Genomic DNA, 22,857 nt, shown 5'->3' with positions numbered 1-22,857 from the left:
GGAGGGATGACCATGCGCAAGTGGCCCGCTTTGCAATGGATGAAAGTGTTAACGATTATTTTGCTCCTTTTTTTGAATGGTTATCTATTTTATCGTCTGCTTCCGATGCTGAGCGTGCTGGCGCAGTTTATTCTAAGGGTAGCTTTTCCCTTTGCCGCGGCGGGGGTTATTGCATATCTGCTGCATCCGCTGGTTAGACGCATTAGCAGAGTGGGATTGCCGAGAACTGTTGCCATTCTCGGTATCTATGCGCTGTTTTTTGGCCTTGTCGGCCTGATCCTTTTCAAGGGCGGTCCGATTTTCATCCATGAGATCCGCGGGCTGAACAATGAATTTTCAAAATACGAAGCGATATACCAGTCCAATATTGATCATGTTTACGGTTCGACTCCAGAGGCTGCGCACGATCAGGTCAATAAGGCACTGGCCAGAATCCGTCAGGGCTTCGGCAACATGTCCGACAGAGTGATGGATTGGTGTTCAGGACTGATCCAGTCACTCTTCACTCTGTTTATTATTCCTTTTCTTGCTTTCTATTTTCTAAAGGATGCAGACCGGATAAAAAAAGGTGCACTGTATCTGATCCCGAAAAAATGGCGCAGCCAGACGGCGGCAATGCTGGCAGAGATGGATCGTTCTATAGGCGATTACATTCGCGGCCAGCTGACCGTTTGCGCCATCCTTGCTGTGATGGCTTCTCTCGGCCTTTGGATATTAAAAGTGCCCTACCCGATTGTCTTTGGTATTTTTATCGGGGCTACTGACCTTATTCCGTATTTTGGACCGTTGATCGGGGCGGCTCCGGCTATACTGATGGCTGCCACTCAGTCTATGTATTCCGTCATTGGTGTCATTCTGATGATCCTTCTGATCCAGTTTCTCGAGGGAAATGTCATCGAACCATTTGTTGTCGGAAAAAGTGTGGATATTCATCCACTTTATATTATGCTCTCGCTCGGTATCGGCGGGGAACTTGCCGGGATCATCGGCATGCTGCTGGCCATTCCCTGCTTTATCGTTATCCGTACCTGCTTTCACCACCTGAAGGGAAGGTTCCGGACAATTGACAAATAAGGGAAATTTCATCTATAATAGCGGCAGAATAATGAAAACGAGACGAAGAGAGTAGCGACAGCAGATGCAGCCGCAGCTGTTCGAACGAATTGAAGTGCAACGGGTGATGGCTCTTTTCAAGGATTAAAGAGAGGCGTTCGTGTCAGACTGGCTGAACAGGTTTGCCTGCCCAGCGGAGCTGCAGATGTCTTTCTTTTCATCGCGGCATGTTTGTTCAGCGGGAAGCTTTCGTCCTTTCATGATGATAGGATGGAAGCTTTTTTCGTTCATCGCCTTTGGATTTTTTCTTTATAAATGAGTGGGGGTTCTAATGATGAAACAACTCAGTTCATCTGAGGTCAGACAAATGTTTTTGGACTTTTTCAAGGGGAAGGGACATTCCGTTGAACCAAGCGCTTCTTTGATTCCGGTTGATGATCCTTCACTTCTCTGGATTAACAGCGGGGTCGCAACGCTGAAAAAGTATTTTGACGGCCGGATTGTTCCGAAAAATCCGCGCATCTGCAATGCACAGAAGGCGATCCGCACTAATGATATTGAGAATGTCGGCTACACAGCCCGTCATCATACATTTTTTGAGATGCTCGGTAATTTCTCGGTCGGTGATTATTTTAAGAAGGAAGCCATTGCCTGGGCATGGGAATTTCTGACAAGCCCGGACTGGATTGCGTTTGATCCGGAAAAACTTTCGGTGACCGTCTATCCTGAGGATGAGGAAGCCTATAAACTTTGGCATGAAAAGATCGGTATTCCGGATGAGCGCATTATCAAGTTGGAACATAATTTCTGGGATATCGGCGAAGGCCCGAGCGGTCCGAATACCGAGATTTTCTACGATCGTGGTGAAGCTTTCGGGAATGATCCTGATGATCCCGAACTTTACCCGGGTGGAGAAAATGAGCGCTATCTCGAAGTGTGGAATCTTGTCTTTTCACAGTTTAACCATAATCCCGATGGTACCCACACACCGCTTCCGAAAAAGAACATTGATACCGGTATGGGACTGGAACGTATGGTCAGTGTTATCCAGAATGGGGAAACCAACTTCGATACCGATCTGTTCCTGCCGATCATTCATAAAATCGAAGAAATTTCAGGTTCCAGATACAAAAAAGGCGAGCGTAATACGGCGTTCAAAGTCATTGCTGATCACGCACGGGCCGTCTCATTTGCGATCGCCGACGGAGCTCTTCCATCAAACGAAGGGCGTGGCTATGTGCTTCGCCGCCTGATCCGGCGCGCCGTTCGCTATGCTATGGACATTGGCATTAATAAGCCGTTCCTGTATGAACTGGTTCCTGTCGTTGCCGACATTATGAAGGATTATTACAAGGAAGTCGAAGAAAAGGCACCGTATGTTCAGAAAATTATCCGCGGTGAAGAGGAACGCTTTCAAGAGACGATTCATGAAGGTATGTCTATTCTGAAGCAGCAGATCTCTGAAGCAAAACTGCAGAAAAAACCGGAAATCTCCGGCAGTGATGTGTTCAAATTGTATGATACATTCGGCTTTCCTGTGGAACTCACTGAAGAATATGCACATCAGGAAGGGCTGGAAATAGACCATAAGGGCTTTGAACAGGAGCTTGAGAAACAGCGCAACCGCGCGCGCTCTGCTCGCCGTAATCTGAAGTCCATGCAGGTTCAGAGTGATACACTTCGCAACATTACTGAAAAAAGTGAATTTGTCGGCTATGACCGGTTCACCATTCAGGATGCGAAAGTTATAGCGATTGTCAGAGAGAATGAGACGGTGAACAGCGCTTCGGAAGGGGAAAGGATACAGCTGATGCTGGATCGTACACCATTTTATGCAGAAATGGGCGGCCAGGTTGCTGATCAGGGCTTGCTCTCCAGTGAAACAGTTTCGCTGCGCGTTAAAGATGTCCAAAAGGCGCCTAACGGCCAGAATCTTCATACCTGTATTGTTGAAAACGGCCAGATTAATACCGGTGACAAGGTGACGGCGGCGATTGACCTACAGGTGCGGTTGTCGATTCAGAAAAATCACACTGCGACACACCTGCTTGACCAGGCTTTGAAAGATACGCTGGGCAGCCATGTCAATCAGGCAGGCTCCTACGTTTCTGCTGATCGGCTGCGTTTTGATTTTTCCCACTATGGACAGGTCACTGAAGAGGAGCTCGAAAAAATCGAGCAGATCATCAATGAAAAAATCTGGGAACAGCTTCCGGTTACGACAAAAGAGATGCCGATTGACGCAGCAAAAAAGTTGGGCGCGGTGGCACTTTTCGGTGAGAAATATGGAAAAATCGTCCGTGTTGTCAATGCGGGAGATTACAGCCTTGAACTTTGTGGCGGATGCCATGTAAAAAACACTTCAGAACTGGGCCTGTTTACGATCGTTTCTGAGAGCGGAATCGGAGCGGGCACTCGCAGGATTGAGGCCCTTACCGGGCGAAAAGCCTATGAAAAGATGTATCGGAACAAACTTGAACTGAAAAACATTTCGGGGAAATTAAAGACGACACCGGATCTGCTTCCGGATCGGATTGACGCAATTCAGCAGCAGATCAGGGACCTTGATCGGGAAAATGAGACGCTGATGGCGAAACTCGGGAATGCGAAGGCCGGCGAACTGGAACAGTCTGTCAGAAAAGCCGGTGAAGTATCCTATGTCGCTGCAAAAGTGGACAGCATGGATATGAACCGGTTACGCGCCATGGCTGACGAACTGAAGCATCATTTTCAATCGCTTGTTGTTGTGCTGGCCTCTGTGGAAGACGGCAAGGTTCATCTTGTTTCCGGTGTGACAAAGGATCTTGTTGCGAAGGGATTCCATGCGGGGAAAATAATCAAAGAGGTTGCTGCGATCTGCGGAGGCGGAGGCGGAGGCCGTCCGGATATGGCTCAGGCCGGTGGGCGTCTGCCAGAAAGGATACCGGAAGCGCTGCAGGCAGTTTCCGGTATGATTGAAAAAACGGCGGTGCGCTGACTGCTGCGTGCGAGATAAAGCCCGGGAAAGAAGTTTCTTTACGTGATCTGAAGGGAATTGCATGCATTAGGGAATGCAGCCTTTACAGGGGATGATGATATTGGACAAAACAATGATGTTTAACTTCGGCGATCAGGACAGGCATAATGTGCACGAAGTCCTGTTTCAGGTATATGACGCTTTGGAAGAAAAGGGCTATAATCCAATTAATCAGATCGTCGGGTATCTGATTTCCGGCGATCCCGCTTATATTCCCAGACATAAAGAGGCAAGGAAGCTGATCCGAAGAATTGAGCGGGATGAAATTATCGAGGAACTGGTCACCTATTACCTCAAGAAAAAGTGGGACAGAGAATGAGAATTATGGGCATGGATTTCGGTTCGGTGACGGTCGGCGTAGCGATCAGCGATCCACTGGAGCTGACAGCGCAGGGTATTGAAACGATACGTTATGTCGAACATAAGAAAAACCTGCTTTTTGAGCGGTTGCAGGAACTGATTAAACAATACGAAGTGGATTCCATCGTCGTCGGGCTCCCGATGGATCTTGTTGGGACAGAAACTGCGCGTGCGCAGGCCTCAAGAGGTTTTGCCAAAAGCACGCGGAGAAAGTTTCATCTCCCGGTTGACATGTGGGATGAACGCTTGACGACTGCGGCAGCAGAACGTATTTTGATTGATGCCGACTTGAGCCGAAAAAAGCGCAAAAAAGTCATTGACAAAGAAGCTGCGGTATTGATTCTGCAAAGTTATCTAGATAAAAAAAGAATGGAGAAAAAAAGAGATGAGTGAACATAATCATTATCCGATTATACAGCCAAGCAGTGAGGAAGAGGATCGGATTGTAATCCCTGATCAGAACGGTGATGAAAGCCTTTTTGACGTCTTATTTTATTTTGATGTTCCGGAAACGGACAAATCCTATGTCGTTGTGACGCCGGTGGAAGAAGAAAGTGACAGCACGGATGAAGATGAAGAAGTTTTTGCTTTCAGGTATGAAGGAGAGGACGATGAGTTCAAACTGTTTCCTATTGAAACTGATGAGGAATGGGATATCGTTGAAGAAATGATCAATACATTCAGTGAAGAAGAATAAGCAGAAAGCCCCTGCTGAGAACGGGGGCTTTTTAATATACGGCTGGTTGGCCGTTTTTCTGAAGCACAGCGGCTCTCATTAGTTAAGTTTGTCTGATAAACAGTTCAGAAGTTCGAATTCTGTCGAAATCAGGGCGGATTTTTATTAAAGTTAGTGTATAATGGACGAGGTATACTTGGAAGGGGGCGGCTTGTTTTGAGGTTGCCAAAACTGCGATGGCGGTTAGCCATAATTATAGCAGGTATTGTGATTGTTTTAATCGCTGTTTCAGCCTGGGGTTTTTCAAAATATTACAGCGGGCTGCTGACCCCGGTCAACAGCCGCAATGGCCATGAGGTAACGATTACTGTTCCATCAGGATCGTCTTTGAAAGATATTGGGCAGTTACTTCAGAAAAAAGGGCTGATTCGCCAGGCGTGGGCATTTGAATTTTACGCAAGATGGAACCACCGGAACAATTATCGTGCCGGGAAATATGTATTTACTCAGAAAATGTCCGTCAGCAGGATGATGGACGTTCTGGGAAAAGGAGAACATCCCGGAATAATTCTGTTGGTGGATGTTCGCCAAGACATGTGGGTCAGTGAAATTGCCGGAGAGATGGCAAAGGTTTCCGGGCTTGATAAAAAAGAAATTCTGAAGGATTTAAGCGACAGGACATACATCCGGAAACATTATATGAGCCGTTATCCTTTTCTGACGGATGAGATTCTTGCCAAGGGCATTGATTATCCACTGGAAGGTTATCTTTCCCCTGGAATTTATCGCTTTACAAAAGGAAAAAAGCCTCTCACACTGGACCAGATGGTCGACCCGATGCTGAGTCAGACCGGACAGACGCTTAAGCGCTTTTCATCGCAAATCAACGCGAATCAGCTTGGTTCCGTGCACAAAATACTGACGTTGGCCTCTCTGGTTGAACAGGAAGCGCCCGATGCGGCGAACCGCGGGAAAATCGCCGGTGTCTTTTACAACCGCCTGAAGCTCAAGATGAAGCTGCAGACGGACCCTTCGGTTGCCTATGGCGAGCAGAGGAGAATCACGAATTATACGCAGAAAGATCTGCAGACAGATACACCGTTCAATACTTATACCCAGCCGGGATTACCGGTCGGACCCATAGGCAGTCCGGCAGCCAATGCGATTCAGGCAGTCTTGGAACCTGTCCCGTCAGATAATCTGTTTTTTTATGCACGTCCAAACGGAAAAATATATTATTCGAAAACTTATGCCGAGCAGCAGGCCATTATTGCAAAATATCAACATGAATGGGCTCAAAAATCCTGACCGAGACTCGATCACGTGAAAATGGATTACGTCCGTAGTAATACTTTGAAGGGAAGAAAAACTGGTTGATTGATTTTGAAAAATTATCCGGATATGCATCGGCATTCACTACTGCCGAAAATGAGCAGCTGCGAAGAATGGAAGAAAAAGCCCATGAAATTTACATTCCGATTATGCAGCCGTCAGCCATGGCTTTTCTTCAGCAGCTAATTCGGTGGACGAAAGCCACACGGATTTTGGAACTTGGGACAGCCATTGGCTACTCCGCAATCAGAATGCGGATCGCGGCGGGCGACAGCGCAAGGATCGTTTCAATTGAGCGTGACCCGGAAATGATTCGTGAAGCACGGCAGAATATCAGTGAGATCGGTTTTGATCAATCCATCCGGGTTGTCGAAGGGGACGCGACTGCGGATCTTCAGGAAGTGTGTGAGTCAGCCCCTTTTGATCTGATTCTGATTGATGCCGCCAAGGCACAATATCAGCATTTGTTTCTCGACTATTCCCGTTTTCTAAAAACTGGAGGAGTCATAGTTACAGATAATGTTTTTTTCCACGGACTTGTATGTGACATTGATACCGTGAGGAAGAAACAACTGCACCGGCTCGTCGAAAAAGTGGACTGTTTTAACCATTTTCTTGCAGCCCGCAATGATTTTGAGACGGTGTTTCTGACGGTTGGCGACGGTCTCGCGGTCAGTACCAAAAAGCATGGACCTGAATCTGTGGAGGGGAGCGCAAGATGAAAAGAAGAAAGCCAATTGTGATCGGTGTGGCCGGTGGCTCCGGCTCCGGGAAAACCACAGTCGCCAGCGAGATTTACCGGAGCTTTTCCGATCGGTCCATAGCAGTGATTCAGCAGGATTCCTATTATAAAGCACAGGATGATAAGCCCTTTGAAGAGCGCCTGCTCACTAATTATGATCATCCGCTGGCTTTTGATACCGATCTGCTGATCGCGCAAATTAAAGAGCTGCTGAAGTTCCACCCGATAAAAAAACCGGTGTATGACTATACAGTACATACAAGATCTGATAAAATTGTACCCGTTGATCCTAAAGATGTAATTATTCTCGAGGGAATTCTAATCCTTGAAGATAAGCGTCTCCGGGATCTGATGGATATTAAGGTATTTGTTGATACGGACTCTGATCTGCGGATTATTCGCCGCCTGTTGCGCGATACTGAAGAACGCGGAAGAAGTGTCGAGTCGGTCATTAATCAATATCTTACTGCAGTACGCCCGATGCATCTTCAGTTTGTTGAACCAACCAAGCGCTATGCAGATATCATTATTCCCGAGGGCGGAAAAAATTCCGTTGCAATTGACTTGATGGCAACTAAAATACGTGCGGTTCTAAGCAACAGGGATGCCCAGCCGCCGGACTGAGACTTGGCGCATACCGGTCTTTGGAATAATTATTGGCTATAATATGTATGGATAATTTTAGTTAGGAGCGTGAACTTATATGGCAGAAAAGCTTCATTACATGACGGCTGAAGGAAAAGCAAAGCTTGAGCAGGAACTGGTTTATCTCAAAACTGAAAAACGCAAGGAAGTTGTAGAAAGAATTAAAATTGCCCGCGGATTTGGCGACCTGTCTGAAAACTCCGAGTATGATGCAGCCAAGGATGAACAGGCTTTCGTCGAGGCAAGAATACAGCAGCTTGAGTTAATGATTCGTAATTCTGTCATTATCGAAGACGATGAAACGACTGATGTCGTCAAGATTGGCAAATCGGTCACTTTCAAGGAGTTGCCTGACGGCGAGGAAGAGACGTATCAGATCGTCGGCAGTGCGGAATCGGATCCTTTTGCGGGTAAAATTTCAAATGATTCGCCCATGGCGAAAGGATTGATTGGTCTGTCTGTCGGTGAGGAAGTCAGCGTCAATACGCCCGGCGGAGATATCCGTGTTAAAATTCTGAAGGTTGAATGATTTTTTTCAGCGTTTAGACGGAAAATATAATGTAAGCGCAAACCTTGCGTCAGGTCGGCGTAACAGCTTGCGCTTTATTTCTGGCAGGAATATTTCGGTTGACCCTGAATAGTCAGGGGTGCACGGCATAGTGTAGGAAAGCAGGCAATTCCTTAATTTACAGACCGACAGACAGGACAAATGGTTTATTTCGAAAAGTATAATCAGGGAAAAACCGATAATCATGGAATATCCGGCTTTTTCAGAGCCAAAGGATGTAGATGGGTCCTTGCAGCAGCTGGAAGGTTTGACGCTTCTGCAGGAAGGGAGGATGTTTGAATGAGAAACCAGAGAGGGAATGGGGCCTCATCTCGGGTTGAACAGCGAAGAAATAAAACAGACAGGCTGCTGAACTGGACGATCGGTATCGTTTCACTTCTGATTCTGGCAGTCGGATGCATCATTCTCATTGCAGTATTTAATAATTCGTCCAATTCGCAGCCTGCCGCCCAGCCCGCAAAATCTCAGGCACAGGCAAGCGCAGGCAGTTCATCTTCATCACAGGGGAAGAGCGAGAGCTCGTCCGCTGACAGCAGCCAGTCCGATTCAGGTCAGGTCTCCAATGATACGTCATCTGGAAGCAATTCATCCAGCTCTTCACAAGTATCGGATGAGAACCATCAGGCTTCTTATGATATAGGAACGGCCGACTGGAATGCACAAGTCCAGGCGATTTCAGATGCGACAGGAATCCCGGTGAGCAATATGACCATCCTTTGGCTGGGAAACGGTGGCTCAACAAACAGCTCGCTGGCACGTGTTTCACCGAAGGGTGCGCAAAGTTCGATTTATGTTGTCCATCTGATTTATCAAAATGGAAAATGGCAGGCTGATAATGTAAAAAAGCCCGGTTAATAATAGACTGTTCATTTAATTATTTGTTTGCTGTCATCTGCCTTTGCAGGTGGCAGTTTTTTTATAATTGAACTGAACTGAGTTAAAGCCGAACCGAAATGAACGAAACTGAACTGAATTAAGAAGAAATCAAACCGAATCAAGTTAAAAATGAATCGAAAGTGTAAAAATCGGCATTTGCATAAAGAAGCCCGCAATTTTCGAATCTCGGTACGCATGGATTGAAAACCAAATGAAAATGTGATATTTTGAAACCATTAAACCAATTAATCATACTAATATTATAAGAATTTATTTGAAGGCTGACAACTAATGGAGTGATTATAAATAATGGGGCGGGAATTTATCGGGGCATTTGAAAAATGGGCAGATCATTATGATCAAACAGTGGCAGGCGAAGACCCTGAATATAGGGAAGTGTTTAGGTCTTACGATTCTATTCTGGAGGAGGCTGCTAAACAGGCCCGCGGAACTGTGCTGGAATTTGGAACGGGAACAGGCAATCTGACTCAAAAATTGATTGATAGAAAACTGATTGTGTTTGGCATTGAACCCTCTCAGAATATGCGTAGAATTGCCCTTGAAAAAATTCCCGGGCTGGAAATTTCTGATGGGGATTTTCTTGATTTTCCGGATCCCGGACAGCCCATCGACACAATAATCAGCACTTTTGCCTTTCACCACCTGACTGCCGACGAGAAAGACAGGGCTGTCAAAAAATATCATGCTTTTCTTGCTGATCATGGTAGAATTGTTTTTGCAGATACATTATTTGACACGGAGCTTGAAAAGCGCAGGATACGGCATTGGGCAAACGAAAAGGGTTATTTCCATCTGCTGAAAGATTTACAGACAGAATATTATCCACTGCGTTCGGAAATGTATCAAATCTTTCGCAGATACCACTTTGTGCCTTATTTTAAGCAATTGAATCAGTTTGCCTGGTTGATTATTGCTGAAAAGAAGAACGTGTGACGGAAGGACGTTGAAGATGAAAATCGGGTTAATCGGTGCTATGGAGGAAGAAGTAGAAATTTTAAAAGGAGAAATGACTGAGGTTATGAAAGTAGAAGTGGCTCATTCCCGCTTTTACTGCGGCAGTCTTGAAGGTTTTGAAACCGTGTTGCTTCAATCAGGGATAGGCAAAGTAAATGCTGCGCTGGGCACTGCGCTCTTGATTGATCGTTTTCATCCTGATGTTGTCATTAATACTGGTTCGGCGGGAGGGACTGACGTTTCGCTGAATATCGGCGATGTCGTCATTTCTTCAGGCGTGATTTATCATGATGCAGATGCCACCGCATTCGGCTACGCTCCCGGCCAGGTGCCGGGGATGCCAGCTGTTTATGTTCCCGATCGGAGACTTTCAGAACTCGCTGAGTCGGCGGCTTCTTCAGCGCTGGAAAAGCATCTGATTGTCAAAGGAAAGATTGCAACTGGAGATTCATTTATGGCTGATCCGAAGCGCATCATGAAGCTTAAAACACAGTTCCCGGAAGTGAAGGCAGTAGAAATGGAAGCGGCTGCCATTGCCCAAGTATGCTTCCAGTTTAATGTCCCCTTTCTGATTGTGCGTGCGTTATCTGATATCGCCGGTAAAAAATCCGATATTTCTTTTGAGCAGTTTCTGGAAACTGCGGCGAAACATTCTGCACAATTCGTTCTTGCATTGCTGAGAGAACTAAAAAAACATAGCGGGGCGGAGAATCATGCAAAATAAGCGGCTGAGCTCCATTTATATAAAACAGATGATCATTGACCGGTACGCGGGCAGGGACTGCCTGACTAACATTCCAGCACATTTTCCGGCTAACGACTGTTGTCAGTCCAGCCGGGACTTTTATTAAATCGATAAATGGGGTGACAGGATTGGCAGTATACCGGAGTGTGCACGAACTGGTCGGCAGGACTCCGCTGGTCGAATTAAATGCATTTCAGATCCCGGAAGGCGTGCACTTGTACGCGAAATGCGAATACTTAAATCCAGGCGGCAGTGTCAAAGACCGTCTGGGAGAAAAATTTGTTGGGAAAGCGCTGGCTTCAGGCAGGCTTAAAACGGGTGGAACTTTGATAGAGCCTACAGCCGGAAACACCGGAATTGGCATTGCACTGGCAGCTGTAGGAAAGGGCATTCATGTTATCTTCTGCGTGCCTGAGAAGTTCAGTGCAGAAAAACAAACACTGATGAAGGCTTTGGGTGCAGAAGTGGTCCACACTGAGACTGAAAAGGGGATGGCCGGAGCCATTGCCAGGGCGCAGCAGCTTGTCCGTGAGATTCCTGGCAGTTATTGCCCGAATCAATTTGCCAATGATGAAAATCCCGAGGCTTATTTTGACACGCTTGGTCCGGAAATCTGGGAAGATTTGCATGGAAAAGTCGATGTTTTTGTTGCTGGCGCCGGTACAGGAGGCACATTTACCGGGGTTGCCTCTTATCTGAAAAGCAAAAATCCTAAGATCAAGGCGGCTGTTGTTGAACCTGTCGGATCCATTTTGAACGGGGGCAAATCGGCGCCTCACCGGACTGAGGGCATTGGTATGGAATTTATTCCGTCATTTGTCAAAACCGAGTATTTTGGTGCTATTCATACGGTCAGTGACGATGACGCTTTCCGAAGGTTGAGTGAAGTCGCGCGCAGAGAAGGATTGCTGGTCGGCAGCTCTTCGGGAGCAGCGCTGCATGCAGCACTGCTCGAAGCGGATACGGCTGAACCGGGCAGCAACATTGTTGTCCTTTTCCCGGATTCGAGCGAACGCTATTTAAGTGAAAAAATATACGGATAATACGTGGAGCAAAGAGGAGAGAAAAGTTTTGAAGCCAAAAACGAAAGTGATACATGCAGGCATTTTCGGTGACGACTACACGGGCAGCGTGACCGTGCCGATCTATCAAACCAGCACATACAAACAGGAAGCAGTCGGGGTTACAAAAGGCTATGATTATTCACGCACGGCGAATCCGACGCGCCGTGCTTTGGAAGTTCTGATCAAAGAGCTCGAATTCGGCAAAGCCGGATTCGCATTCGGTTCCGGAATGGCGGCAATTTCGTCTGTTCTGATGCTGCTCAACAGCGGCGATCACATTGTGATCACGGATGATGTATACGGCGGAACCTTCAGGGTTATTGACAAAGTATTCAAAAGACTGGGCATAACGGCAACCTTTGTCGACACCAGTGACCAGGAAAAAATAGAAACGGCGATTACGGAGAAGACGCGGGCCATCTATCTTGAAACACCGACCAATCCGCTTCTTAAAATTACGGATATTAAGAAAACGGCTGTCCTCGCGCATCGGAAGGGTCTGCTTCTGATTGTTGACAATACATTTGCGACTCCGTACTGGCAGCATCCTCTGCTGCTTGGTGCCGATATCGTTCTTCACAGCGCTACGAAATATATCGGCGGGCACAGCGATGTCGTAGCGGGTCTGGTTGCTGTGAATGACGACGACTTTGCAGACAGACTGGGATTCATTCAAAATTCTGTTGGGGCAATTCCGGGACCGCAGGACGCCTGGTTGCTGATTAGAGGAGTTAAAACTCTTGCTTTGAGAATGGAGCAGATCGAATCAAATGCGCGGAAAATTGCTGAATTTCTTGATGCGCATCCAAAGGTAGTTAAAGTTTACTATCCCGGTTTACAGCATCATCCGGGGCATGAGCTGGCTGAAAGACAGTCTGAAGGCTTCGGAGGCATGATCTCTTTTGACGCGGGAAGCGGTGATGCCGCGGATCGTCTTCTGGCAAAGGTGAAATATTTTACGCTCGCTGAAAGTTTAGGCGCCGTTGAAAGCCTGATTTCTGTCCCTGCTAAGATGACGCACGCATCGATTCCAAAACCGCGGAGAGAAGCGCTTGGAATTACCGACGGCCTAATCCGTCTTTCCGTCGGCATTGAAGATGCTGAAGATTTGATTGCCGATCTGAAACAGGCTTTGGACGATTAACGGATCTTAAAAAATATTAAGAGTCTCCGCGACGGACGATGTGGGGATTCTTTTTTTGTCAGAAAATACCTTTCAAAATTCACTTTTTCCATGTTAAAGTGAAGATGGAAGGGAGGACAGAAAATGAAAGATTATGAGAAGATCATTTTGGAGAAAATTAAGGACTGTAGAAGGATAGGTTTTCTTTGCCTGTTTCTCAGTACATTTCTATATGCGGGTACACTGATTCCGAAGTTCGAAGAGGAACAGTGGAAATTTGAATTATTAACGGTTTCAAGCCTATTGTTCATACTCCTTGCCTCTCTTTTTTACTGGAGAACGTCAAAATTAAGGGAGAAACTTGATCAGTAGGAAATGGATTTTTCCGGATGAAGAGCCGCCACGGCGATCCAAGCTTAATCATATACAAAAAGATTGCGAGGCATTGTGATGGATCTTGGACTGAAAGGGAAACATGCACTCATTCTGGCATCCAGCAAGGGACTGGGGTTTGCAATAGCAAAGCAACTTGTTCTGGAAGGGGCGGAAGTGATATTGTCCAGCCGTGAACAGAAACACCTTGAAACAGCTTCAGGTGTATTGGATAATCTGGTTGAAGGCTCCTCGACCTATTATCCCGCTGACGTGGCACGAAGAGAAGATATTGATGCCCTGGCAGATTTCACGAAACTGCACTTTAATTCGCTGGATATTCTGGTCAACAACGCGGGGGGACCGCCAAGCGGGAGCTTTCTGTCAATGACCGATCAGGACTGGCAAAAAGCATTTGAGCTCAATCTGCTCAGTTACGTTCGAATGATCCGGGCGGTCGTCCCGCTGATGGAGAAAGCAGGGGGCGGACATATATTAAATATTGCGTCATCATCGATTAAAAAACCGATCAATAACCTTGTGTTATCCAACACTTTCCGGCTAGGCATTGTTGGACTGACAAAAACGCTGTCAGGAGAACTTTCCGAAAATAATATACTCATAAACACACTGGCACCCGGACGCATTCTCACCGATCGCGTTCTTCAGCTGAATGAAAAACAAAGTGAGAGGACCGGCCTGTCTGTCAGTGAGATACAAAAAAAATCAGAAGCCGAAATTCCGCTTGGGCGATACGGAAGCCCCGAAGAATTTGCCAAAACGGCCGCTTTTTTAGTTTCCGACGCTTGCACATACGTTACTGGAGAATCGCTGCTTGTCGATGGCGGACTTGTTCGAAGCATCTAAGTTTTTCGACTATAAGCAAAGGGGTTTACAATTGCTGCTGCCATGCCATACAATATCAATGCATGAGGAAAGACCGCTGAAAAGGTGACTGTATCACAGTTAGATTCAGGACGGACAATAGCGATCATATGAGAGTTTTTAAGTGAGTACATTGAAAGTGTACCCGTTGATACAACAACAATATCCAGCCGCGGTACCCGCTTTTTTAGGGCCTGCGGTTCTTTGCGCCCTGAAAGAGCAGCCTAAACAGAATATATAGAGAAAAAAGAGATCAAAAAGCGGTTTTCCTGATTAAGGTATGTATCTGATACTTAAGGTTGGAGGAGAAACTTCCATGGCAGAAAAACGTTTTTTTTCATTCACAGGCACTAAAAGGAAACAGACAGCAGCGAACCGAATCGAAGACAATGAACGGATTAACCGGCTGAAAGATGAGATGCTGACCAAACGGATGTTTTACAGTAAGTTTTTTTAAGAGAAGAATCGTTCAGACCATTGAATCATGATGATAGACCGGAATGAAAATCACAAAAGATTTCATTCTTTTTTTGTTAAAAAAATATACAGAACTGAAGAAAAATCAGCCTTCAGCGTGAGCTACAAATGTTCAGCAGCCGGTTGATGGTGGACACGGGTATCTCATAAAATAATAATTTGAAAGGGAAACGGCATTCTGCCCAAATGAACGGAGAAATGAAAATGACATAGTAAACCTTTCACCCGTTAGGGAGTAGAGAAATCGAAGAAAGGGCATCGTGCAGACATTGTCAGAGACTTGCGGAGAATCCGGACACTGTACGAACAGTCTCAGGGCCGGCGCATAGCACATCACTTTCACTTCTAAATGGCGCAGCAATTGCACTGGAATTATTGATTGTATTAAATAAACATGCACAAATAAACGAGCGGCTGCTACCCGCGCGTTTCATTATATTGAGTTAAGAATATCAAAGGAAGCATAGTGCTCCGCGTGGTCATATTCATGCACGTCCACATGTTTGACACGGGAAAACGTGCTTCCTTTTTTTATAGACTGAACGAAATGGTCGACATGATCTGCAGCACCTTCTGCAGCTATTTCAACGGAACCGTCCTCACGATTGCGCACCCATCCGGTGATATCGAACGACTGCGCAGTCTGCCATGTGAAGTATCGGAATCCGACTGCCTGCACCCGTCCTTCAACCATGAGATGGACGCTTTTTATTTTTCCGTCTTCTGCCATAGTACTCCCTCGCTTTGCAGCATTAGTTTTATCAATCCTAGTTTACCATTGGCATTTCATATTGGAAAATAAGAGCACTCATTTTAAGAAAAATTGCCGCTTGGCAAGCTTCAGCCGCGGACAGAGGCAGCTGTGACGGCAATGACGCCGTTTCTTCTGAATTTTTATGCTTTCATGACGACATAAAAAGACCTGGTCCTGGATTACCGGCCCGGCCTGCGAAAAATTTCGTTATAAAGTTTCATCAAAGCCCGCTTTTCGATCCGCGAGACATAGCTCCGCGAGATCGAAAGTTTTTCCGCAATTTCCCGCTGGGTCAGATCTTGCTGGTTATTCAGACCATAACGGCTTACAATGACCTCTTCTTCCCTCGGATCAAGAATAGCAAGTGCATGATGAATTTTTTTTGTGTCGAGCCGCAGTGAAATCTCATCGACGATATCTTTGTTTTTCGATTTAAGTATATCGATCAGAGAAATAGCATTGCCCTCTTTGTCCTGGCCGATAGGATCGTTCAGCGAAACATCTTTCCGTGTTTTCTTCAGGCTCCGGAAATGCATCAATATTTCGTTTTCAATACAACGAGCTGCAAAAGTCGCCAATTTTGTTCCTTTTCCGGTGGAATAACTTTCGATGGCCTTGATCAGGCCGATGGTTCCGATCGATATCAGATCATCGGTATCTTCTTTGGTATTATTAAATTTCTTGACGATATGGGCGACAAGCCGCAGGTTATGCTCGATCAGCATATTTCTGGCTTCTTGATCGCCTTCTGCCATGCGCTGGAGACATCTTCTCTCCTCTTCCTCCGATAACGGCTGGGGAAAGGCGTTGTTCTTCACATAGGAAACAAGCAGCAAGACCTGTTTGAAAAGATAGGCGAGTCCGCCGGCAATAGACAGCATGAGTATTCACTCCTCCGGGAAATTCTAAATGCTTCTGTGCTGTCTATTAGCATATGGGCGTTTGCCCTGTCCCGTGCCTGTCTGAATTCTGAAGAATGAGAGATAAAATCCAAGGAAAAATACCTTCATTGATCATCTGCCCGGGAGTAAAACAGCCCAGTCAAAGTGCTCGCATATGAATAATTTGTAGTGAACATGACATGACATGAAGGAATTGAAGAGGAATGGGCTACTCGGCCGGTTACGGATCAGGTTTTGCCCTGGTCGTTGTGTTATTTATTTTACTGATTATCGTCGGTGCGGCTTGGGCTTATTAATCATTTTTACGGAAGTTGACCTGTGCAGCTTGCAGGCCCTTCTGTTTTTTCAGCCTGAAGCCTGACAGAATAGAAAGTGTTTACGGAAATCTTTCCCGATGCATGGAATTGACTCTCTATGAACTTAGTTCGTCATTAGATGCTTGGGCACAATAATATTTCGGCGGTTCATTTCTTGTTCTATAAGTACGATGAATTCTTCACTCAGCTGATATTTTCTGGCTTTTTCATAAGATTCAATCAGCAAATCATCAGTCATATTTTCCATTTCATACCGTTTCCGGCTGACACCCCTTTTCAATCGATCTGAACTCTTTCTTTCACTTTAGCATGATTGGAAATTGTGAACAATCTCCAATTTATCCACAGAATAGAGTGGATAAACTGTGAGCAGCCTGTTGATAAAATTAAAGAGAGCTGATTATCTAAGCAGAAAAATGTGGACAAGGTTATCCACAAAAGAATAGTGCTCATATTTTGTCGAAACATTTAGGTTCTATTTTCAAAAATGATTTTTGTACTTGGTAAATCGGACAACATGTGGGAAAATGAAATGAGAAGATGAGGTGCTGAACAATTGTTGAAAAAATTTTTACCGGATGAGCATGTGGAAAGTATTCTCGACATCCAGCCGGAAATGCTGAAGAAAAAAGGAATTAAAGGTCTGATTACTGATCTTGATAATACGCTCGTGGCCTGGAATGAGGCGCACATGACTCCGAGGCTTGCCCGCTGGTTTGATTCGCTTCGGAATGCAGATATTTCAGTGATGATCGTGTCAAATAACAACGAGCGACGAGTGAAAACATTTTCTGCTCCCGCGAAAATTCCTTATATATGCCGTGCACGCAAACCGTTGGCTCATGGCTTTAAGCGCGCAATACGGGAAATGAACCTGAATAAGGATGAAATCGTTGTGGTCGGCGACCAGATTGTTACGGACGTACTTGGTGGCAATCAGTTTGGCCTGCACACGATACTTGTTGTGCCGGTAGCTTCAAATGATGCATGGTTTACAAAAATCAACCGGACGGTGGAACGGATCATTTTGTCACAGATGCGCCGCCGCGGCTGGCTCAAATGGGAGGAATAATGAATGGATGATGTTTTCTGCGCCGGCTGTGGCATTAAAATTCAGACGGAGAATGAGGAGGCTCCGGGATTTGCACCTCCGGGAGCGCTCAAACACGATCCAGTCATTTGCAGGCGCTGTTTCCGCCTGAAGCACTACAATGAGGTTCAGGAAGTTCCGATGACTGGAGACGATTTTCTAAGGTTGCTCTCAAAGATTGCGGAAGCGGATGCGCTTGTCGTTTATCTGATTGATATATTTGACTTCTCAGGCAGCTGGGTGCCGGGGCTTCAGCGCTTTATCGGGAAAAATCCGGTCCTGCTTGTGGGAAATAAGAAAGATTTGCTGCCCAAATCAACAAACCCCAACAAGCTGAAAAGCTGGCTGCGGCGTTCTGCCAAGGAACTGGGGCTCAGGCCTGTCGATGTACTGCTGATGAGTGCGGACAAAAATCAGGGTATTGATGAAGTCAGACAGAACATGGAGTATTATCGTGAAGGTAAGGATATTTATATTGTCGGTGTTACAAATGTCGGAAAATCAACATTCATCAACCACCTGCTCCGTCAGGCCGGGGCAGGCGACGGTGAGATCACCACTTCCCATTTTCCAGGGACGACACTGGATTTTATCGGCATTCCGCTTGATGACGGCCACATACTTTATGATACACCGGGCGTTGTTAATCTACACCAGGCCGCCCATTTTGTCAGCGAACAGGATTACAAGGCGGTCATGCCATCCAAGGAAATTAAGCCTAGAGTATTTCAACTGAACGAAAATCAGACACTTTTTCTTGGTGGGCTGGGCCGGATTGATTATACAGGACCCGGCAGGCGTTCATTAATTGCTTATACTTCAAATGCGCTGACGGTTCACCGTACAAAGCTGGAAAACGCAGATGATCTTTTTCACCGCCAGTATGGTCATTTGCTGACGCCCCCGAGCCGCAGAACTGAACTGCCTGTTCTGGAGCGGTATGATTTTCGGACAGATGAGTTAAATACAGATATCGTCTTTTCCGGTCTCGGCTGGGTTACGGTTAAAGGCAGGGGTGCCCGGATTTCCGCGTATGCCCCTTCAAGTATCAGCGTATCCGGACGTGCCTCAATTATAAAAGGGTAAGCCCATGAAAAAATATGCTCTTATCGGTAATCCGGTAAATCATTCGCTGTCGCCGCTCATGCACAAAAAATGGTTTTCTCATTATAAACTAGACGCCAGCTATCAGGCTGTGCAAGTCAGTCCGGGACGGTTGAGACAGGCGGTCGAACGTTTGGTGCAGTCCGGCATCAGCGGTTTTAATGTGACTGTCCCATATAAGCAGGAAATAATGCCATTGCTCGACCAAATTGACGAAGAGGCACTGGCTGTCGGGGCGGTAAATACAGTTGTCTGTGAGGGGAGCAGCCTAGTCGGCTACAATACAGATGGGATCGGCTTCTTAAAAAGTATTAAGAAGGTCTTCAACGTACAGACCACCGGAAATTCTGAAGTGCTGGTGCTTGGAGCCGGAGGTGCAGCAAGAGGAATCGCAATTCCATTGGCAAGAAATTTTTCCAAGGTAGATATCGCTGACCGTACACTGACAAGAGCTGCGCAGCTAAGTAAAATGTGCCGTTCTCTTTGCTGTTCTGAAGCAAAGAGCCTGACGGAGGCGGAAAATACGCTCAACGGCTACGGCCTGATTGTCAACGCAACCTCTTTGGGACTTTCTGAAACAGATCCGTCCATTATTGACGTCCGGGGAGCAAAAAAAGAGGCTCTTTTTGCTGATCTCATTTACCGGCCGTTCCGGACTGCATTTTTGAAGCAGGCTGAAAGGTTCGGGCATCCGGTCATGAATGGCTTGCCAATGCTGGTTTTTCAGGGCGCGGCTGCATTTGAAAAATGGACAGGCATCAGCCCGGAAGTTTCAGGGATGGAGTTATTTCTTCGGAAGTGGATTTCCAATGGATGAGAGAAAGCTGTATGATAAAAATATAAATTTAGCACTAGTGAGGGTGCAATCATTGAAGATGAGAGGATAAAGCGAGGCATGCTGAATAGCAAACAGATCAAGTATCTGCGCAAACTGGCCCACCCGTTAAAACCTGTTTTTCAGATCGGCAAGGCCGGGTTGGTGGAGCAGCAGATCAAGGAATTAGATGCAGTGCTTGAACGGCGGGAATTGATTAAGGTGTCGCTGCTTCAGAATACGTCTGAAGACGCTGGAGAGGCCGGAGAACGCATTGCTTCTGAAACAGGGGCGGAACTGGTTCAGGTGATCGGACATACAATGATCCTTTACCGAGAATCAAAAGAACATACACGAATTGAATTTCCAAGAGGATAGGGAAGAAATAAATATATGAAAAAAATTGGATTGCTTGGCGGAACGTTTGATCCCCCGCATCTCATGCACCTGCTGATTGCGCAGGAGGCACTTGAAACGTGCAAACTGGATGAGGTCTGGTTCCTGCCAAGTTATATTCCCCCGCATATACAGGGCAAAATTGCCCATACAGGAGCGGATGACCGCCAGGAAATGGTCAGCCGGGCGATCATGGGGAATGAAAGATTTCGACTTTCAACGGTTGAGGTACGGCGCAAGGGAAAATCCTATACCGTGGATACACTCAGAGAACTGAAAAGCCAATATCCTGACAATCGGTTTTATTTTATACTTGGAGCGGATATGGTCGACGACCTGCCGACTTGGCACGGCATCGATGAGTTGCGCCGGCTGACATCCTTTATTGGTTTCAGAAGGCCGGGTTTTCCGGCGGGTAATCCGGCACGCGTCGATGTTATCTATATCGACATGCCGCTGATCGATATTTCGTCCAGCATACTCCGCAGACGGTTGAGGGATGGCCGCTCGTGCCGATACTTTCTGGCGGATGCAGTCATAAAATATATAAGGGAGAGACAGCTTTATGAAGATTGAAGAAGCCGAAAGGGCGATCAAAGACCTGCTGCCTGAAAAACGCTACAGGCACTCACTCGGCGTCTCTGAAACGGCAGTAAAGTTGGCGGAGAAATATGGTGCAGATGTGGAAAAAGCCAGGCTGGCGGGCATGCTTCATGATATAGCAAAATATTTTTCAGATGAAGAACTGAAAGCAGTCATCCTGAGACGTTCGGATATCTCTGATGATTTTCTGAACTATTCGGATAAACTCTGGCATGCGCCGGTTGGTGCTGCTTATGTCCAGGAACACATGGGCATCGACGACCGCGAAATTCTTGACGCGATGACCTACCACACGACGGGCAGAAATGAAATGAGCCTGTTGGAGAAAATAATTTTTCTGGCAGACTATATTGAACCCGGACGTGATTTTCCAGGTGTAGATGTGGTGCGTGAAACCGCAGCTGTGAGCCTTGACGATGCAGTCCTTCAGGAGCTTCAAAAGACAATTATTCATCTTCTGGAAAAGAGACAGAGTGTCTATCCGAAAACCTTCGAAGCATATAATGATTTTGTAAAAAAAAATTCAATGAGGTGACTGAATGAACAGTGAAGAATGGGTTAAATATCTGGCGGAAGCCGCAGATGACAAGAAAGCTCAGGATCTTGTCATTCTTAAGATGAAGGGTATCTCCATCATGGCAGACTACTTCATCATTTGCCACGGCGATTCGGAAAAACAAGTACAGGCTATTTCGACGGCCTTAAAGAAAACCGCCGAAACAAAAGGACTGACTGTTCACCGAATGGAAGGCTATGATAAGGCGCGCTGGGTGCTCATTGATATGGGCGATATTGTCGCTCATGTTTTTCACAGAGACGAACGGGATTATTATCAATTGGAAAAATTATGGGGAGACGCCCCTCTATATACTTTGGAAAAAAAGCCGCTGTAATCAGCGGCTTTTTTTCCAAATTTATCGGAGCAGGAGCATGCACGATCAGTTCACTGAACCGACACATTTGCAACAAGGAATCCGGTAACTGCGGCGGGAATATATATTAATGTGTTCCCCTTTTGACGCTTTTTTCGGACTGGCCGGTGATCAGTCGAGTTTCTCAAAGAAGGGATCCAAAGCAAGATGATCTTCGAGAAATTTCTTCTGGGTCGCTTCAAAGAGATGTTCAAACACTCCATGATATTCCTGTTTTAAAACGGTCAGACCTGCCCCCGTTACACCGCCTTTTACGGTAACCTTATCACGTAATTCCGTAAGCGTGAAGTTTCTCTTATCAAGCAGCTTCCCAAAGCCGATGGCCATTTCTGTCGTCAGCTCAGTTGCCTCTTTTTTTGATATAGATGTTGACTGCACGGCACCTTCAATCATTTTTTCAAGTACGTAAGAAAGAAAGGCCGGACCACAGCTGGAAAGATCTGAAGCCACACGGATGTTCTCTTCGCTGATTTCTATTGGCTGTGAAAAATTTCCGAGCAAATTCCAAAGTTTATATTTTTGATGGTCATTCATGCTCGTACCAAATGTTACGAGCGTGTTTCCCGAAAGAGCCTGATTCAAAATGCTTGGAACAACTCTTGCCGTGTGGCAGGGTATCAACTTCTCAAGCTGAGAAATACTGATCGGGCTGGTGACTGATATCGCAAGTTGCTCCGGATACCAGACACCGCGCAGCGGCTGCAGCAGAGAAAAAAACTGCGGCGGTTTGACACATAGAAAAACAGTATCCGAACGGCGGACCGTTTCTTCTGGCGAGCCGCAAATTTTCACTCCGGGATATTTGGCTGCCAAGTCAGATGCTTTTTTTTTCGTGCGATTTGTCACAAAAATACTTTTTGCTTTTACGGATTTGCTCCGGATCAGCGCACCGACGATCAGTGATCCGATATTTCCTGTTCCAATGACTCCGATCCTCATCAGTTTTCACCTCGATCTTATCGCTATCCCTTCTGAACCATATGTGACGCGTGCAGAAATTATTCCGGCATCGGAAGGTAGTTGTTCTCGGACGATG

At 46.2% G+C, this 22,857-nt stretch carries 29 protein-coding genes; 25 read left to right on the top strand and 4 right to left on the bottom strand.

Annotated features, from left to right (window positions below):
* The first annotated feature begins 12 nt into the window (after positions 1-12).
* From COP04_RS14600 to COP04_RS19710, 17 genes are all read left to right on the top strand, one after another.
* Entirely contained in the window at positions 13-1,074 is a 1,062-nt protein-coding gene (locus tag COP04_RS14600) for an AI-2E family transporter (protein WP_100488676.1), read from the top strand.
* A 313-nt stretch (positions 1,075-1,387) separates the two neighbouring features.
* A complete protein-coding gene (alaS, locus tag COP04_RS14595; RefSeq protein WP_100488675.1) occupies positions 1,388-4,030 on the top strand; it encodes an alanine--tRNA ligase in 2,643 nt (880 codons plus the stop codon).
* A 91-nt stretch (positions 4,031-4,121) separates the two neighbouring features.
* Complete coding sequence (locus COP04_RS14590; protein ID WP_100489707.1) at positions 4,122-4,388, top strand: IreB family regulatory phosphoprotein; 267 nt, start codon at positions 4,122-4,124, stop codon at positions 4,386-4,388.
* On the top strand, positions 4,385-4,822 hold the full coding sequence (gene ruvX, locus COP04_RS14585; protein ID WP_100488674.1) for a Holliday junction resolvase RuvX: 438 nt from the start codon (positions 4,385-4,387) through the stop codon (positions 4,820-4,822). Before COP04_RS14590 ends, ruvX begins: the two co-directional genes overlap by 4 nt.
* Entirely contained in the window at positions 4,815-5,126 is a 312-nt protein-coding gene (locus COP04_RS14580; RefSeq protein WP_100488673.1) for a DUF1292 domain-containing protein, read from the top strand. The genes ruvX and COP04_RS14580 overlap by 8 nt, the downstream gene beginning before the upstream one ends.
* A 195-nt stretch (positions 5,127-5,321) precedes the next feature.
* The gene (gene mltG / locus COP04_RS14575; RefSeq protein WP_239984890.1) at positions 5,322-6,413 is read left to right on the top strand and encodes an endolytic transglycosylase MltG; all 1,092 of its coding nucleotides are present in this window, start codon (positions 5,322-5,324) and stop codon (positions 6,411-6,413) included.
* A 65-nt stretch (positions 6,414-6,478) separates the two neighbouring features.
* A complete protein-coding gene (locus COP04_RS14570) occupies positions 6,479-7,159 on the top strand; it encodes an O-methyltransferase (protein WP_239984889.1) in 681 nt (226 codons plus the stop codon).
* Complete coding sequence (gene udk, locus COP04_RS14565; protein WP_100488672.1) at positions 7,156-7,803, top strand: uridine kinase; 648 nt, start codon at positions 7,156-7,158, stop codon at positions 7,801-7,803. Before COP04_RS14570 ends, udk begins: the two co-directional genes overlap by 4 nt.
* A 79-nt stretch (positions 7,804-7,882) precedes the next feature.
* Complete coding sequence (greA, locus tag COP04_RS14560) at positions 7,883-8,353, top strand: transcription elongation factor GreA (protein WP_100488671.1); 471 nt, start codon at positions 7,883-7,885, stop codon at positions 8,351-8,353.
* Between the two features lie 318 nt (positions 8,354-8,671).
* The gene (locus COP04_RS14555) at positions 8,672-9,247 is read left to right on the top strand and encodes a YrrS family protein (RefSeq protein WP_100488670.1); all 576 of its coding nucleotides are present in this window, start codon (positions 8,672-8,674) and stop codon (positions 9,245-9,247) included.
* Positions 9,248-9,577: 330 nt separating this feature from the next.
* Complete coding sequence (locus COP04_RS14550; RefSeq protein ID WP_100488669.1) at positions 9,578-10,222, top strand: class I SAM-dependent DNA methyltransferase; 645 nt, start codon at positions 9,578-9,580, stop codon at positions 10,220-10,222.
* A 16-nt stretch (positions 10,223-10,238) separates the two neighbouring features.
* Positions 10,239-10,967 (top strand): 5'-methylthioadenosine/S-adenosylhomocysteine nucleosidase, encoded by a 729-nt coding sequence (gene mtnN, locus COP04_RS14545; RefSeq protein ID WP_100488668.1) that lies wholly within the window; start codon positions 10,239-10,241, stop codon positions 10,965-10,967.
* Between the two features lie 149 nt (positions 10,968-11,116).
* Complete coding sequence (locus COP04_RS14540; protein ID WP_100488667.1) at positions 11,117-12,031, top strand: PLP-dependent cysteine synthase family protein; 915 nt, start codon at positions 11,117-11,119, stop codon at positions 12,029-12,031.
* Positions 12,012-13,196 (top strand): bifunctional cystathionine gamma-lyase/homocysteine desulfhydrase, encoded by a 1,185-nt coding sequence (locus COP04_RS14535; protein WP_275656866.1) that lies wholly within the window; start codon positions 12,012-12,014, stop codon positions 13,194-13,196. The genes COP04_RS14540 and COP04_RS14535 overlap by 20 nt, the downstream gene beginning before the upstream one ends.
* A gap of 123 nt (positions 13,197-13,319) precedes the next feature.
* Complete coding sequence (locus tag COP04_RS14530; RefSeq protein WP_100488665.1) at positions 13,320-13,547, top strand: YrhC family protein; 228 nt, start codon at positions 13,320-13,322, stop codon at positions 13,545-13,547.
* Between the two features lie 78 nt (positions 13,548-13,625).
* Complete coding sequence (locus COP04_RS14525; RefSeq protein ID WP_100488664.1) at positions 13,626-14,414, top strand: SDR family oxidoreductase; 789 nt, start codon at positions 13,626-13,628, stop codon at positions 14,412-14,414.
* A 334-nt stretch (positions 14,415-14,748) separates the two neighbouring features.
* The gene (locus COP04_RS19710) at positions 14,749-14,889 is read left to right on the top strand and encodes a hypothetical protein (RefSeq protein ID WP_157800323.1); all 141 of its coding nucleotides are present in this window, start codon (positions 14,749-14,751) and stop codon (positions 14,887-14,889) included.
* A 453-nt stretch (positions 14,890-15,342) separates the two neighbouring features.
* Here COP04_RS19710 and COP04_RS14520 read toward each other — a convergent pair whose 3' ends face one another.
* Together COP04_RS14520 and sigK are read right to left on the bottom strand one after the other, a co-directional pair.
* Positions 15,343-15,639, bottom strand: coding sequence for an acylphosphatase (locus COP04_RS14520; RefSeq protein WP_100488663.1), 297 nt, complete (start codon positions 15,637-15,639; stop codon positions 15,343-15,345).
* Between the two features lie 203 nt (positions 15,640-15,842).
* The gene (gene sigK / locus COP04_RS14515; protein WP_100488662.1) at positions 15,843-16,544 is read right to left on the bottom strand and encodes an RNA polymerase sporulation sigma factor SigK; all 702 of its coding nucleotides are present in this window, start codon (positions 16,542-16,544) and stop codon (positions 15,843-15,845) included.
* A 224-nt stretch (positions 16,545-16,768) separates the two neighbouring features.
* Between sigK and COP04_RS14510 the strand changes: the two genes are divergently transcribed.
* Complete coding sequence (locus COP04_RS14510) at positions 16,769-16,861, top strand: YjcZ family sporulation protein (protein ID WP_100488661.1); 93 nt, start codon at positions 16,769-16,771, stop codon at positions 16,859-16,861.
* A 124-nt stretch (positions 16,862-16,985) separates the two neighbouring features.
* On the opposite strand, the gene COP04_RS14505 is transcribed toward COP04_RS14510, so the two are convergent.
* Entirely contained in the window at positions 16,986-17,162 is a 177-nt protein-coding gene (locus tag COP04_RS14505; RefSeq protein ID WP_338062852.1) for a sporulation histidine kinase inhibitor Sda, read from the bottom strand.
* A gap of 276 nt (positions 17,163-17,438) precedes the next feature.
* Here COP04_RS14505 and COP04_RS14500 point away from each other — a divergent pair, with 276 nt between their 5' ends.
* From COP04_RS14500 to rsfS, 7 genes are all read left to right on the top strand, one after another.
* Positions 17,439-17,954 carry a YqeG family HAD IIIA-type phosphatase gene (locus COP04_RS14500; protein WP_100488660.1) on the top strand — a complete coding sequence of 172 codons (516 nt, stop codon included), beginning with the start codon at positions 17,439-17,441 and terminating at the stop codon, positions 17,952-17,954.
* A gap of 3 nt (positions 17,955-17,957) precedes the next feature.
* Entirely contained in the window at positions 17,958-19,058 is a 1,101-nt protein-coding gene (gene yqeH / locus COP04_RS14495; protein ID WP_100488659.1) for a ribosome biogenesis GTPase YqeH, read from the top strand.
* 4 nt (positions 19,059-19,062) lie between these two features.
* Complete coding sequence (gene aroE / locus COP04_RS14490) at positions 19,063-19,893, top strand: shikimate dehydrogenase (RefSeq protein WP_100488658.1); 831 nt, start codon at positions 19,063-19,065, stop codon at positions 19,891-19,893.
* A 78-nt stretch (positions 19,894-19,971) separates the two neighbouring features.
* On the top strand, positions 19,972-20,268 hold the full coding sequence (gene yhbY, locus COP04_RS14485) for a ribosome assembly RNA-binding protein YhbY (RefSeq protein ID WP_100488657.1): 297 nt from the start codon (positions 19,972-19,974) through the stop codon (positions 20,266-20,268).
* A gap of 15 nt (positions 20,269-20,283) precedes the next feature.
* Complete coding sequence (locus COP04_RS14480) at positions 20,284-20,862, top strand: nicotinate-nucleotide adenylyltransferase (RefSeq protein WP_100488656.1); 579 nt, start codon at positions 20,284-20,286, stop codon at positions 20,860-20,862.
* The gene (gene yqeK / locus COP04_RS14475) at positions 20,852-21,424 is read left to right on the top strand and encodes a bis(5'-nucleosyl)-tetraphosphatase (symmetrical) YqeK (protein ID WP_100488655.1); all 573 of its coding nucleotides are present in this window, start codon (positions 20,852-20,854) and stop codon (positions 21,422-21,424) included. Before COP04_RS14480 ends, yqeK begins: the two co-directional genes overlap by 11 nt.
* 4 nt (positions 21,425-21,428) lie before the next feature.
* Complete coding sequence (gene rsfS, locus COP04_RS14470) at positions 21,429-21,782, top strand: ribosome silencing factor (RefSeq protein WP_100488654.1); 354 nt, start codon at positions 21,429-21,431, stop codon at positions 21,780-21,782.
* 150 nt (positions 21,783-21,932) lie between these two features.
* On the opposite strand, the gene comER is transcribed toward rsfS, so the two are convergent.
* Positions 21,933-22,760, bottom strand: a complete 828-nt coding sequence (gene comER, locus COP04_RS14465; RefSeq protein WP_100488653.1) for a late competence protein ComER — start codon at positions 22,758-22,760, stop codon at positions 21,933-21,935.
* Positions 22,761-22,857: the final 97 nt, after the last annotated feature.

The organism is Sporolactobacillus pectinivorans, assembly GCF_002802965.1.
Taxonomy (GTDB): domain Bacteria; phylum Bacillota; class Bacilli; order Bacillales; family Sporolactobacillaceae; genus Sporolactobacillus; species Sporolactobacillus pectinivorans.
This window is presented reverse-complemented; position numbering and strand designations above follow the sequence as displayed.